Raw genomic sequence first — 13,073 nt, forward strand, 5'->3', positions numbered from 1 at the left:
TTGTCGCCGCGCTTTATGACCCAACCGATCCAGAAATGGCTTGAGCCAGCGTCCAAGCTCTTCATTCCAATCCAGCGTGTTGCCAACCATGGTCGGCCCCTCCAAAGGCCGACTACCCATGAATCATGGGAAACTGATTTGGGAATCCTATGCCGCTCAAAATCTGCCAAAGTAGTGCTAACTAATCGCGCTATCTTATCTTCATTCTGGTTGGGATAGGCATCGGCCTCCACCAGGTGATCAGCGAGCGCCGGCACGATCCCCGCAAGCAACGATATTCCGGGGAGATTTTCGATTCTCCGGTGGCGAAAACACCGCCAGGTATCCGCCGTCGCCTGCGAGCTGATATGTGGTCACCTCGCGATAGCCAACGGCGGTCAGTTCGCAACGTAATAGCTTGATTGGCGTGCCATGCTCCGACGTCGGACGCTCGATGTCGACAATTCCCACCCGCGCGCCCCGCTTCAGGGCGGGCGCGAGATTGTAGAGGAAGGCATAGGGTCGGGTTATCTCGTGATACATGTGCACGAGAATGGCGGCATCCAGCGAGGAGGCGGGCAGGCGCGGGTCGTGTGGTTCGCCCAGGGCGAATCTGACGTTTGTCAGCTTCAGGCGTTGCGTTCTCCTGCCTAGCGCGGTCAGGTAACGTCGCGTGACGTCCTGGGCGATGACGGAGCCAGTAGGACCGACGAGACGGGAGAGACGGACCGTGTGGTAGCCAGCGCCGGCACCAATGTCGCCGACTGTCATGCCAGCCTTGAGTTCAAGAAGGCGGGCGATCTCAGCGGCCTCATTCAGTGAATCGCGGTGCTCCTCAGAGGCACGGGTTGGGCTCACGATCTGCGCAACTGCGCGCTGAGGCGCGGGAAACTCCTTTGCAGGGACACCCGGCGGAGCCAGATAGCCAATGTCAGCGGCGTATCCGCAACTTGCGCTCAGGCCCACAAGAAGCGTCACCGCGCGGGCTAGTGCCATCATCTACTCGTCTCCCACGCAAAACGATAACGACTAACCGGCGATGTTGAAGAACCGGCCAATAAGTCCCTTTCCATCCCGCACGGCGGGCACGTTGCGGCGCAACCAGGCATCAAGGCCGAGACTGCGGCCGGCTCCCTCGAGCGCAAACAGGAACATCAGCATGGCCAGGAACATGTACGACCACGGCCACTCGGCCGGATCGCCCGGCCGATAGATGCCGAGCCAGAGTTGCAGCACATAGGCAATGGCCAGCACGCCGACAAACCGCACCGCAAGCCCGAGGATCATCGAAGTGGCGAACGCAAGCTCGCCAAGAAAAACGATTGGCCCAAAGATCTTCATGTTGGGCAGCACGATCTCCTTCAGGAAGGTGCTGTGAAACTCGAACGCCGCACGGGTCGTTTCCTGTTCGGTCCAGTATTGCAGACCGCCGGACACGGGCAGCGGCAGTTTCCACAACATGCCCTCGAACCACATACAGCCGATCAGGACCCGGACCAGCCAGATTCCAAGATGTCGGCCGGTGCGTTGCGCCGGATCCTCCCGCCAATTCCGGAAGGCCACGGCAATACCGGCGAGCAGCAGCGCCCAGAACAGCGCCAGGATCAGAAAGCGCCAGTTTCCCAGACTGAGATAATCGCCTGTAGTCGCGGTCAGGAACTGCCAGACATCGGTAAAGGGATTTTTGGGCATGGGCGCGTGCTCCAAAGGATTGAACAGCTATTCGGCGTATCGGTTAGCTGACGAGCGCACCGCCCGCGCGAGCGTCGAGGGTGCGCCTGCCTAGGTTACTACGCAGGAGAACGCGCGGTTGTTACGTTGGAAGGGTGCCGGCATCAAAAGCTCGACAACTCGGCAAGCGATGCGCCGTCGCCGAATCTACGATTGAAGGGCGGAGAGCCTAGTCAGATCAAACGTCCAGCAGTAGTTTGCCGCCGCCGAAACTCAATCGTGGGCGCGATGATGGATTTGAACCACTGATTTCCCCGACGGGTCAATGTCTTCGGTATCCGGTGCCGCTATCGTGCTACTTTGCATGGGGTTGTTTTCGATATTTTGGTTGGGACGAGACCAGCGCCGGTCGTACTCGTCGAGATTGATCTATTCGTCGATCGTGCGCGGCTCGTTCTGCCGCGCGCCGAAGGGCCGCGGCTCGCATGCGTTCCGCGGCCTATGGGCGCTCGACGTTTGACCGGCCACCACGGTCCGTCGTTCGATCAGAGCGCTCCGCATTAGCGGCCGGCCTCCGGCGCATGACCGGTCGCTACACTGGCGGAATGGTTGGTCAGCGGCTTCAGTCCCGTGACGGTGCGCAACAGAACATAGAACACGGGTGTCAGGAACAGGCCAAACACCGTGACGCCGATCATGCCAGAGAAGACGGCGACGCCCATGGCTCGGCGCATTTCCGAACCGGCACCGGTCGAGAGCACCAGGGGCAAAACGCCCATGATGAATGCCATCGAGGTCATCAGGATCGGACGCAGCCGCAGGCGGCTTGCCTCGATCGCTGCCCGGATCGGCGAACGGCCCGCGAACTCCAGTTCGCGCGCGAATTCGACGATAAGGATCGCGTTCTTGGCCGACAATCCCACCAGCACGATCAATCCGATCTGGGTGAAGACGTTGTTGTCGCCCTTCGACATCCAGACGCCGAACATCGCGGCAAGCAACCCCATTGGCACGATCATGATGATCGACAGGGGCAGGGTCAGGCTCTCATAGAGCGCAGCCAGCACCAGGAACACCAGCAGAATCGCCAGTGGAAAAACCCAGATGCCGGAGTTGCCGGCGATGAACTCCTGATAGGTCAGGTCGGTCCATTCAAAGGCGAAGCCAGGCGGTAGCACTTCGGCGGCGATGCGTGTGGCCGCTTCCTGGGCCTGACCGGAGGAATAGCCGGGCGCTGCCGCGGCGTTGATGTCGGAGGACAAAAAACCGTTGTAACGGATCGCGCGTTCAGGCCCGGCGCTCTGGCGAATCTTCAAGAGCGCCGAGAGCGGGATCATGTCGCCGGACGCAGAGCGCACCTTCAACTGCCGGATGTCGTCGGCCCGCGCACGGAACGGCGCGTCAGCCTGGACATAGACCGAATAGGTGCGCCCGAACTTGTTGAAGTCGTTGACGTAGTACGAGCCCAGATAGATCTGCAGCGTGTTGAAGACTTCTGTCACGGGCACGCCGAGCTGCAAGGCCTTGGTGCGGTCAATGTCGGCGAACAACTGTGGCACGTTGACCTGGAAGCTCGAGAAGACGCCGGCGATTTCCGGTGCCTTCTGCATCGCGGCCATGAACGCCTTGGTCGCCTCGTTCAGCGCGTCATAGCCGAGGCCGGCGCGGTCCTCGATCTGGAGCTTGAAGCCGCCGATGGTGCCGAGCCCGTTGACCGGCGGCGGCGGGAACATGGCGATGAAGGCTTCCTGGATCCCGGCATATTTCTTGTTCAGCTCGGCCGCGATCGCGGGGCCGCTCAACGCGGCATCCTTGCGCTCGTCGAACGGCTTCAAGGTAGAGAACACGATTCCGGCGTTGGAGGAGTTGGTGAAACCGGAGATCGACAGGCCGGGGAACGCCACCGAGCTCTCGACGCCGGGCTGCGTCAACGCAATGTCGCTCATCTTGCGGATGACCTCTTCGGTGCGGTCGAGCGTGGCGCCGTCGGGCAGGCGTGCGAAGCCGACGAGGTACTGCTTGTCCTGACCCGGGACGAAGCCGCTCGGCACCTGCTGGAAGAGCAGGGCGGTCAGGCCAATCAGGAGTACATAGACGCCCATCACCGCCGCCTTGCCGGAGATCACTTTGGACACGCTGCCGCTATAATTCTCCGAGGAGCGCGCGAAGGCGCGGTTGAAGCCGCGGAAGAACCAGCCGAGCCCTTTTTCCATGATGAGGGTCAGCCTGTCCTTGGGCTCATTGTGGCCCTTGAGCAGCAACGCCGACAATGCCGGCGACAGCGTCAGGGAGTTGACCGCGGAGATCACGGTCGAGATCGCGATCGTCAGCGCGAACTGCTTGTAGAATTGCCCGGTGAGGCCGGAGATGAAGGCGAGGGGAACGAATACGGCAATCAAGACCAGTGCGATCGCGATGATGGGGCCGGAGACCTCCCGCATTGCCTGGTAGGTGGCGTCTCGCGGCGACAGCCCGGCCTCGATGTTGCGCTCGACATTCTCGACCACGACGATAGCGTCGTCGACGACGATGCCGATCGCGAGCACCAGGCCGAACAGGCTGAGCGCATTAATGGAGAAGCCGAACACGTGCATCACGGCGAATGTGCCGACGATCGACACCGGCACGGCCAGGAGCGGAATGATGGAAGCCCGCCAGGTCTGGAGGAACAGGATGACCACCAGTACCACCAGCGCGATCGCCTCCAGCAGCGTGTGGATCACCGCCTCGATCGACGAGCGCACGAACTGCGTGGGATCGTAGACGATCTGGTAGGATACGCCCTCGGGCATGTTCTTCTTGATCTCGGCCATGGTGGCGCGGACGTGGTCGGAGATCTGGAGCGCGTTGGAGCCCGGCGCCTGGAAGATCGGGATCGCCACCGCCTGTTTGTTGTCGAGCAGCGAGCGCAGGCCGTATTCGGACGCACCTAATTCGATGCGCGCGACGTCGCGCAGCCGCACCACCTCGCCACGCGAACCGGTCTTGACCACGATGTCGCCGAACTGTTCTTCACTCGCGAGCCGACCTTCGGCGTTGACCGACATCTGGAGGTCAATGCCCTTGACGCTCGGCGAGGAGCCGACCACGCCGGCGGCGGCCTCGACGTTCTGCGCCTGGATCGCCCTCACGATGTCGCTTGCGGTGAGGCTATGCTCGGCGGCCTTCTGCGGGTCGATCCAGACACGCATCGAGTAGTCGCCGGCACCGTAGAGCTGGACATCACCGACGCCGTCGATCCGCGCCAGGCGGTCCTTGACGTTCAGCACCGCGTAGTTGCGGAGATACGTCATATCGTAGCGATTGTTCGGCGACAGCAGGTGCACGACCATGGTGAGGTCGGGCGAGCTCTTCTTGGTGATAATGCCGAGCTGGCGAACCACCGCCGGCAGGCGCGGCGCTGCCTGCTGCACGCGGTTCTGCACGAGCTGCGTCGCCTTGTCGGGATCGGTGCCGAGGCGGAACGTCACTGTCAGCGTCATCGCCCCGTCGGTGGTTGCCTGGCTGCTCATGTAGAGCATGTTCTCGACGCCGTTGATCTGCTCCTCGATCGGCGTTGCCACTGTTTCCGCGATCACCTTCGGGTTGGCGCCAGGGTAGGTCGCGCGCACCACCACGGAGGGCGGCACGACGTCCGGATACTCCGAGATCGGCATGGCAAAGAGCGAGATCAGGCCGGCCAGGAAGATCACGATCGAAAGCACGCCGGCAAAGATCGGCCGATCGATGAAGAACTTTGAGAGATTCATTGCTATGCCCCAAGCGCTGACGGTCGTTAGCGCTGCACGATTTGCCGGCTGCCGGCGTTCGAGGCCTGCTGCGGTCCGCGCGAGCCCATCGCCGCGATTTCGGTCTTCAGGAGCGCCCCCGGGCGTACCCGCTGCAGGCCGTTCACGACGATGCGGTCACCGGATTTTAGACCACCCGTCACGATGCGGAGCCCGTCGACGGCGCCGCCGAGCGTTATTCCGCGATAGACCGCGCGGTTGTCGTCGCTGACCACCATAACGAACTTCTTATCCTGATCGGTACCGATGGCTCGCTCGTCGATCATCACCAGCGTCTGTTGCTGAGGCTGGCCCATCCGCACCCGCGCGAACTGGCCGGGGATGAGGCGTCCATCCTCGTTCTGGAATACCGCGCGGACGCGTATCGTGCCGCTCTGGCCATTGACCTGGTTGTCGATCAACTGGATATGGCCCTTGGCCGATGTGCCGCCAGAAGTGGTCATCTCGACGGGTATTTGATCAAGATTGCCGCGCTTGCCCGAACTATCTGCAATGGAACTCAGCGCCCGCAGCACGATCTCCTCGTCCGCATCGAAACTCGCATAGATCGGATTGACAGAAACCAGAGAGGTCAGGACCGGGGAGGCAGTCCCTGCGGCCACGAGATTTCCGACGGTCACCTCGATCTTGCCGACACGGCCATCGATGGGTGCGCGGACCTCGGTGTAGTTCAGATTGAGCTTTGCAGTCTGCAGCGTCGCCTCGGCCGCCTTCACATTGGCGATCGCTTCGCGATTGGCGTTGTCGCGCTGATCGAAATCGCGCCGCGTGACGACGGCGTTGCCGACGAGCTGCGCGCCGCGCTCGACTTCGCTGGCAGTGAAGATCGCCCGCGCCCTTGCTGCCTCGAGCTGTGCGCTGGCCTTATCCACTTCGGCGGCGTAGGGCGCCGGATCAATCTTGAACAGGACATCGCCGGCTTTCACGAGCGCGCCCTCGACAAAATTGGCCGACAGGATCGCGCCGGCGACGCGGGGGCGGAGCTCGACGCGGTTGACGGCTTCGAGACGTCCAGAGAAGTCATCCCACAGCGCGGTCCGACGCGGCTCGATTACCGAGATCGTGACGGAGACGGCTTGCTCGGGTGCGGTCCCGGTGGTCGCCTGGGCCGCATGAAAATAGCGGCCGCTCGCGATCGAGCCGGCCGCCACGAGGGCGCCGATGATGGCAACGCCGCCGACAACGCGTCGGAAACGGCCGGAATGGAAGGTATTTGCGGATGGGGGCATTTGCGCTCCATAAATGTAGTGTTCGCTACAGATGTGGAGCTGGACGGCAGTCTGCAAGATACTTATGTACCATCCACTACGAAAATCTTATGTCGCAAGCCGCAACACTGGAAATCAAATAAAAGAATCGCGATAAATCAGAAGGTTAGAGGAATGAACGCCGAACGGAAAACGGCGTCGGCTTCGAGGGAGTAACGCGAATGGCGATGGGACGCCCAAGAGAATTCGACGCCGATGCCGCATTGGATCAGGCGATGGAAGTCTTCTGGAGACATGGCTATGAGGGCGCCACCATTGCGCAGCTTACCGAGGCGATGGGCATTAACCCGCCGAGCCTCTATGCGGCATTTGGAAATAAGGAAGGTCTTCTGAAGGCTGCCCTCGACCGATACACGGCCAAACGTGCGGCCTGGATGGAGGAGGTTTTGAGCGCGCCAACCGCCCGCGACGTCGCGGAGCGGATGCTCATGGGTACCGCAGACAGCCAAACCGATCCCGACAATCCGCCCGGTTGCCTGCTCGTGCAAGGCGGCCTCGCCTGCGGTACCGGTTCGGAGAACGTTCCCTTCGAGCTCGCAGCGCGCCGTGCACTAACCGAAGATCAGCTCCGCGAACGCTTCGTCAGGGCGAAAAAGGAGGGCGATCTGAAGCCGTCCGCCGACGCTGCCGCGCTGGCGCGCTATCTGTCGGCGGTGTCCGCCGGTATGGGCGTGATGGCGTCATCAGGCGCCGATCGCGAAGCGTTGCGGCAAGTGGCGAACGTATCCGTCAAAGTTTTCGAAGAACAGTCGGCCAAGTGAGAGGTCATCTTCTTGCCGAGCCGAACTACGCGATGGGCGACTCAACGTCGCCAGGAGTGTTCATATCCGTTCATCCAAATGAGTAACCTTGGCAACAAACTGGTAGCCGCCATTACGGACAGTCTTGAACATTTGAGCTGTGCCGCCGGCTGCAAGTTTGCGCCGTAGGCGGCTGACCAGCACATCGATCGAGCGGTCCAGGACGTCTTCATCGCGCCCCCGTGTCAGATCGAGCAACTGGTCCCGTGAGAGCACGCGGCCGGGACGAGTGAGAAAGGTCAGGAGCAGATCAAACTCGGCACCCGTGAGCTCGATGTTGCCACCCTCCGGATCGAGCACCGAACGGGCAAATGGGTCGGCTACGAAGCCTTCAAAAAGATAGCGGCCCCTCCCGTCCTGCGCGGAACGGTCATCTTGGCCGCGGCGAAGGACCGCGCGGATGCGAGCGACAAGCTCGCGCGGATTGAATGGCTTTCCAAGGTAGTCGTCGGCGCCGAACTCGAGACCGATGATCCGGTCTACGTCTTCCTTCAGCGCCGTGAGCAGAATGATCGGGACGTTCGATCGCTTCGAGCGTAGGTCCCTACAAAGATCGAGCCCGGATCCATCGGGCAGCATGACATCGAGGACGATGAGATCGATCTGGTTGGTCGCAATCCGTTCGCGTACTTCGGCACACCTCGAAGCGAGCTGCACGCGAAATCCTTGCTCCTTCATGTAGCGTGCCAGAAGCTTTCGAATCTCAAGGTCATCATCGACAACGAGAATTTGCGGTGCGTGCATGGGGGCCGGTTTAGTCACATCGAGGCAGGTTCGAGGGAGATATTTGTAACAAAGGCTGTCCTCAAGTCGCTTGGACATCTTTCGACACAAATGGGGGTGGGGCAGCAACATTCGGCCATGTGGGGCCAGATTCCGAGCCATGTGAGCCGTCTATCAAGGGCGCAGGTTCAACTATCAGGGGGTCTGAATGCGCTCCGCGGCCACTCTCAATCGATCCAGGTCCTATGCTACTTTTCCTTTCTACCGCCCATGTCGGGTCAAGTATCGCCCGTCGCGCTTGATCCGGCTTGTACGGAGAAGATGCTTTTCCAGCACGTATCAGCAGTTGTCGGGTGTGATGGCTGCCTTGACGTTGGTTGCTGCAGTACGATTAGCACCTTTTGCGGGCGGAGGCTCGGCAGCAGCGCTCGTTCAGATTTTTTTCGCCGTGAGGCTCTCAAGGTCGCCATCGAAGCGGGGGCTGGACTGCGAGATCGGGCGCTTCTCCGCATCAAAGTACCGGCCCTTGAATGGAATCGAGGCCCGCCAGCCGCATTGTTCAATGTTTCTCCCGATGTTGGCCATTGTTAGCCTGCTGCCAGGCTGCGCGACTGCCCCGCTTGTGCAAGGTGGCGGTCTATCGTCCTACGATGGACTGAAACCATCCGATGGCAAGGTCACGAAGTCGCGCCTTCAGGTAAGAAAGGAGCAATTGGCGGCGGCGAAGACCATCAACATAGCGCCGACAGTCTTCCCTCCTAACGTCGCGCCGACGCTGTCAAACGAGCAGCGGGTGCTGGTGGCGAACGCGGTGAACCGCGCCCTGTGTGTAAGCCTCAGCGACCGCTACAAAGTTGTTACGCCGGACGTCGCAGCGGACATCACTGTGCGCGCCGCCGTTACTCGTGCAACAGAGACAGACGAGGTTGCTGCCGGCATCTCGGCCGCGACTTCGATAGGTGTAAGCTTTGTGGATACCAGCGTTCCGATCCCAGTCCCGCGCATTCCGATCGGCCTGGGAGATCTCTCCATCGAGGCTGAAGCAGTCGACCGCTCGGGCAAACAGCAGGCGGCCATGGTCTGGGGAAGAGGTGCGACCGCCTTTTTCAGCACACCCAGGGCATCGAAAGCGAGCGACGCGTACGACTTGGCCGGAGCATTCGGCGATGACTTCGCAAACCTGCTCAACAAGGGCGAGAGTCCTTTCGAGGGTGTAGGCATCGATATTCCTTCCTGGGACAAAATCGGCTCGAAGATGGGCCTCGCGCCGAAGTATGCGGCGTGTGAGAACTACGGCCGCGCTCCAGGCATCGCCGGTCTGGTCGGTGGCAAGCTCGGGCTGCCGCCGGAATGGACCGATGACGGGCCGAAAGTAGCTCGAAAGCCGTAACAATTGGCATTCGGTGATTGGACGATTGCCGCGCGCTCAACGCTCGTGATCGCGGCATTCAGGCGGGAGAGCCTGCTTCGTATTGCAGCTCTGCTTGTGTTTGCCGTGGCGGGCGCTGGATGCGCAACCATGATTTCCCGCGAAGTCGTACCGGAGTGGCTTGCCGACGAAGCCCACCTTGCCGGCATGCCGAATATCCGCGTCTGGGGAGACGCGTCGGCTGAATCTTTTGCCGTCCTCTCCAGGACCGAAAAGCCAAAGACCGACGTGTTGGCCGCGACGCGAAGACGGCGGGAGCGGCAATCGCCGGAGGTCAATATCCTCGCTATCTCGGGCGGGGGAGACAATGGTGCATTCGGGGCCGGTCTCCTGGTTGGCTGGGGCGATACCGGGAGCAGACCCGATTTCGATCTCGTCACCGGCGTCAGCGCCGGCGCGCTCACCGCTCCATTCGTCTACCTGGGACGGAACCGGGATGCGGAGCTGAGGGAAGTATTCACGAAGTACAAGCGGAGTGACATCTACGATCCCGGGATCGTGTCGCCGCTGTTGGGATCCGGCCTGTTCGACAGTTCCCCGCTCGAGCATCTGATCGCCAAACATGTCGACGACCGCTTCCTACGCGACATCGCCATTGAGCGCAGGAAGGGACGGGTACTGCTCATCGGGACAACGAACCTGGACGCGCAGCGGCCGGTCCTCTGGGACATGGGAAGGATCGCGACGAGCGGCCACCCGCAGGCCCTCAACCTTTTCCGCAAGATTCTCCTCGCTTCTGCGTCGATACCAGGCGCTTTTCCTCCCGTGCGCATCACGGTTCGGGTCGGGGGCCGGACCTATGAAGAGCTGCACGTGGATGGTGGAGTGACACAGCAGGTCTTCGTGCCGCGTCCTTCACTGGCCATCCGCGACGGCGATCCCTGGTCGAAGCGAACTGCAACGCGCCTCTTCATTATCCGAAATGGAAAAATCAGTCCGGAATGGGAAGCCGTCGAGGCGGGTATCTTCTCGATCTCGCGGCGTTCGATCTCCACTCTCATCAAGAACCAGGGAATTGGAGATCTTTACCGCATCTATGCCAAGACACAGATCGACGGTACCGACTTCAACCTGGCGGCGATTCCGTCAGAGTTCAGCGTCACGAGAGAGGAACTGTTCGAATTAAGGTACATGCAGGCCCTCTACGACGAGGGCTATCGAGCCGGTTTCCGAGGCTATCCCTGGATGAAAGGCCCTCCGGGATTAACCAGGAACGCTCTCCATCCCGCGCCGCTGCATGGGCAAACGTCGGATTTGGCCGTGTCGTTGCCGGACTGAAGGGCTTTGCTTCTGTAACTGCAGAATTGGACATCGCCCAACGCAAGCACGTCGTTTCATGAATGCATGGGCTAGTTGGACGCCGATGGTTCCATAGGCTCAGCCGGCAGCTTCACGGTCTGAAGCAATCCTCGCAAGGGGCCATTTTCTATCGTGATGCTGCCTCCAGCTCGTTGCACGATCTCGTTTGCGATCGTTAGACCAAGTCCTGCACCATCGAAATGCTTCGTACGCGCGCGGTTGGCGCGGAAGAATGGCTCGAAGACCTGCCCAATCATATCGGGCGGGATCCCTGGGCCATCATCGGCTATGACGACAATCATCGCCGACGGTGTGTTCTCGACGGCGACGCGCGCCCGCTTTCCGTGGGTGGCGGCGTTGATGATCAGATTTCGAAACGCGCGACTGAGACCGGTCCGATTTGCGCGCACGACCCCGGCCGTGGAGCGCGTGAGCGTGACGTCGTACGACAGCGTCCGCAATTCGTTCACGATTTCGGAAACCAATACGTCGATTCGGAGAGGTTCGGGCGCCGATTTTCCAGATTCTTCTCTCACGAGCAGGATTGCACTATCCGCAATTCGACCGAGCTCGTCGATATCCTTCAGCCACATCGCACGGTCATCGTCGTCTTCGACGAACTCTGCCCTCAGACGCATGCGCGTAATTGGTGTCCGCAGATCATGTCCGGCGGCGGCAACGAGGCGCATCCGACTTTCCATTGCTACCTTGAGCCGGGAGGACAGGGAGTTGAGTGCCTTGGCGGTGACGCGGACTTCTGCTGGACCTGCCATGGGAAGTTCGGGCAGCAGGGCATCCGGCCCGACCGACTCGATCGCACGCTCAAGCACAACGAGAGGTTTGACCATGCGGTTCGCAAAGAAAAGGGCGACTGCCAGCGAACCAAGCGCGATGAGCGAATGCCACATGAGAAGTAGATTGAAGATTCCTCCCGGCGGAGGCAGGTCGGGTATCTGTATGATGATCCACCCTTGGTCCACGGGTATCGACAACAGAGGCAGGTCGTTCTTCCGAGACACCACGACATTGCGCGACAGTCCTCGAGCCTTCAGCTCATCGCGCAGCCAAGCCGTGAGATCGGCCGCGATTTTTCCGCCGGCTGGCTCCTGCTGAACCGTAACCAGCGTTGGCGCGACGCGCACGACCTGCTCGAGAAAATCGACCTGCTCGGCCATAGGACCGATCGCTTGCCGTTCGTCCGGCGGGTTGAACAGGTACACTAGGAGCCCCGTTGAAACGCTGACCACGGAAATGATGACCACCGCGATGAGCATGGCGAGTTTGGCCCGCAACGTGTTCACGATGGAAGGTCCTGGAGCTCGACCTTCACGGCGAACTGATAACCGCCGTTGCGAACCGTCTTCAGTAGACGTGTGGTCCCCGAGCTGTCCAGCTTGCGCCTCAAGCGGCTGACCAGCACGTCGATCGACCGATCGAATACGTCCCCGTCACGGCCACGCGTGAGATCCAGAAGCTGGTCCCGCGAAAGCACGCGTCCGGGCCGGTCCAGGAACACCTGCAACAGATCGAATTCCGCGCCGGTCAATTCGATCGCGTTGCCTTGAGCGTCGGTCACGCTGCGCAGTTGCGGGTCTGCGATGAGCCCTTCGAACCGATACTTCTTCGCGTTCTCGCGAAGAGAAGCCGTCTCCGAGCGGCGCCGTAATACGGCGCGAATCCGCGCTACCAGTTCTCGCGGATTGAATGGCTTACCGAGGTAGTCATCGGCTCCCATCTCGAGACCAAGAATGCGATCGACATCTTCCTTGAGGGCCGTCAGAAGAATGACCGGGATCGTGTTCCGTTTCGCCCGCAGGTCTCTGCATGCATCGAGACCCGACCCGTCCGGCAGCATCACGTCCAGAACGACAAGATCGATCCGATCGGCTGCCAGGCGCTCGCGGAGTTCGCTGCAGCTCGACGCCAGTAGAACACGAAATGCCTGTCCTTCGACATAACGGGCGAGCAGTTTTCGAATCTCGGGATCGTCATCGACCACAAGAATCTGAGGCGTTTGTTCACTCATGGACCGTCGTTCGTGGATGGCTCGGAAAGTATGTTCTACAGCGAAGCCAGGTCGAAGAAAGCCGCAAATCGTAGCAAATTCCGGCTTCCG

At 60.9% G+C, this 13,073-nt stretch carries 11 protein-coding genes; 3 read left to right on the forward strand and 8 right to left on the reverse strand.

Annotation, left to right across the window (positions count from 1 at the left end):
* Positions 1-240: 240 nt before the first annotated feature.
* The 4 genes from LMTR3_RS06850 to LMTR3_RS06865 form a co-directional block, all read right to left on the reverse strand.
* On the reverse strand, positions 241-978 hold the full coding sequence (locus LMTR3_RS06850) for a class I SAM-dependent methyltransferase (protein ID WP_065744339.1): 738 nt from the start codon (positions 976-978) through the stop codon (positions 241-243).
* Between the two features lie 30 nt (positions 979-1,008).
* Entirely contained in the window at positions 1,009-1,671 is a 663-nt protein-coding gene (locus tag LMTR3_RS06855) for a DoxX family protein (protein WP_065744340.1), read from the reverse strand.
* Positions 1,672-2,210: 539 nt separating this feature from the next.
* A complete protein-coding gene (locus LMTR3_RS06860; RefSeq protein WP_065744341.1) occupies positions 2,211-5,399 on the reverse strand; it encodes an efflux RND transporter permease subunit in 3,189 nt (1,062 codons plus the stop codon).
* Positions 5,400-5,425: 26 nt separating this feature from the next.
* Positions 5,426-6,667, reverse strand: coding sequence for an efflux RND transporter periplasmic adaptor subunit (locus tag LMTR3_RS06865; RefSeq protein ID WP_065744342.1), 1,242 nt, complete (start codon positions 6,665-6,667; stop codon positions 5,426-5,428).
* 200 nt (positions 6,668-6,867) lie between these two features.
* Here LMTR3_RS06865 and LMTR3_RS06870 point away from each other — a divergent pair, with 200 nt between their 5' ends.
* The gene (locus LMTR3_RS06870) at positions 6,868-7,467 is read left to right on the forward strand and encodes a TetR/AcrR family transcriptional regulator (RefSeq protein WP_065744343.1); all 600 of its coding nucleotides are present in this window, start codon (positions 6,868-6,870) and stop codon (positions 7,465-7,467) included.
* Positions 7,468-7,527: 60 nt separating this feature from the next.
* Here LMTR3_RS06870 and LMTR3_RS06875 read toward each other — a convergent pair whose 3' ends face one another.
* The gene (locus LMTR3_RS06875; protein WP_065744344.1) at positions 7,528-8,250 is read right to left on the reverse strand and encodes a response regulator transcription factor; all 723 of its coding nucleotides are present in this window, start codon (positions 8,248-8,250) and stop codon (positions 7,528-7,530) included.
* Positions 8,251-8,661: 411 nt separating this feature from the next.
* Positions 8,662-8,814, reverse strand: a complete 153-nt coding sequence (locus tag LMTR3_RS39060) for a hypothetical protein (RefSeq protein WP_245319793.1) — start codon at positions 8,812-8,814, stop codon at positions 8,662-8,664.
* Between LMTR3_RS39060 and LMTR3_RS06880 the strand changes: the two genes are divergently transcribed.
* Positions 8,804-9,619 carry a DUF3313 domain-containing protein gene (locus tag LMTR3_RS06880; RefSeq protein ID WP_245319795.1) on the forward strand — a complete coding sequence of 272 codons (816 nt, stop codon included), beginning with the start codon at positions 8,804-8,806 and terminating at the stop codon, positions 9,617-9,619. The two genes, LMTR3_RS39060 and LMTR3_RS06880, sit on opposite strands and share 11 nt — an antisense overlap.
* Before the next feature lie 3 nt (positions 9,620-9,622).
* The gene (locus LMTR3_RS06885; RefSeq protein ID WP_245319796.1) at positions 9,623-10,936 is read left to right on the forward strand and encodes a patatin-like phospholipase family protein; all 1,314 of its coding nucleotides are present in this window, start codon (positions 9,623-9,625) and stop codon (positions 10,934-10,936) included.
* Between the two features lie 71 nt (positions 10,937-11,007).
* Here the strand turns inward: LMTR3_RS06885 and LMTR3_RS06890 are convergent, their stop codons facing one another.
* Both LMTR3_RS06890 and LMTR3_RS06895 read right to left on the reverse strand, forming a co-directional pair.
* Complete coding sequence (locus tag LMTR3_RS06890) at positions 11,008-12,258, reverse strand: sensor histidine kinase (protein ID WP_065744346.1); 1,251 nt, start codon at positions 12,256-12,258, stop codon at positions 11,008-11,010.
* On the reverse strand, positions 12,255-12,983 hold the full coding sequence (locus tag LMTR3_RS06895) for a response regulator (RefSeq protein WP_065744347.1): 729 nt from the start codon (positions 12,981-12,983) through the stop codon (positions 12,255-12,257). Before LMTR3_RS06895 ends, LMTR3_RS06890 begins: the two co-directional genes overlap by 4 nt.
* Positions 12,984-13,073 lie beyond the last annotated feature (90 nt).

This window comes from Bradyrhizobium sp. LMTR 3 (assembly GCF_001693485.1).
Lineage (GTDB): Bacteria > Pseudomonadota > Alphaproteobacteria > Rhizobiales > Xanthobacteraceae > Bradyrhizobium.

Bases quoted from the DNA above. Each gene is read 5' to 3' on its own strand.
- LMTR3_RS06850 (WP_065744339.1), bottom strand. From the start codon at position 978: ATGATGGCACTAGCCCGCGCGGTGACGCTTCTTGTGGGCCTGAGCGCA.
- LMTR3_RS06855 (WP_065744340.1), bottom strand. From the start codon at position 1,671: ATGCCCAAAAATCCCTTTACCGATGTCTGGCAGTTCCTGACCGCGACT.
- LMTR3_RS06860 (WP_065744341.1), bottom strand. From the start codon at position 5,399: ATGAATCTCTCAAAGTTCTTCATCGATCGGCCGATCTTTGCCGGCGTG.
- LMTR3_RS06865 (WP_065744342.1), bottom strand. From the start codon at position 6,667: ATGCCCCCATCCGCAAATACCTTCCATTCCGGCCGTTTCCGACGCGTT.
- LMTR3_RS06870 (WP_065744343.1), top strand. From the start codon at position 6,868: ATGGCGATGGGACGCCCAAGAGAATTCGACGCCGATGCCGCATTGGAT.
- LMTR3_RS06875 (WP_065744344.1), bottom strand. From the start codon at position 8,250: ATGCACGCACCGCAAATTCTCGTTGTCGATGATGACCTTGAGATTCGA.
- LMTR3_RS06880 (WP_245319795.1), top strand. From the start codon at position 8,804: ATGTTGGCCATTGTTAGCCTGCTGCCAGGCTGCGCGACTGCCCCGCTT.
- LMTR3_RS39060 (WP_245319793.1), bottom strand. From the start codon at position 8,814: ATGGCCAACATCGGGAGAAACATTGAACAATGCGGCTGGCGGGCCTCG.
- LMTR3_RS06895 (WP_065744347.1), bottom strand. From the start codon at position 12,983: ATGAGTGAACAAACGCCTCAGATTCTTGTGGTCGATGACGATCCCGAG.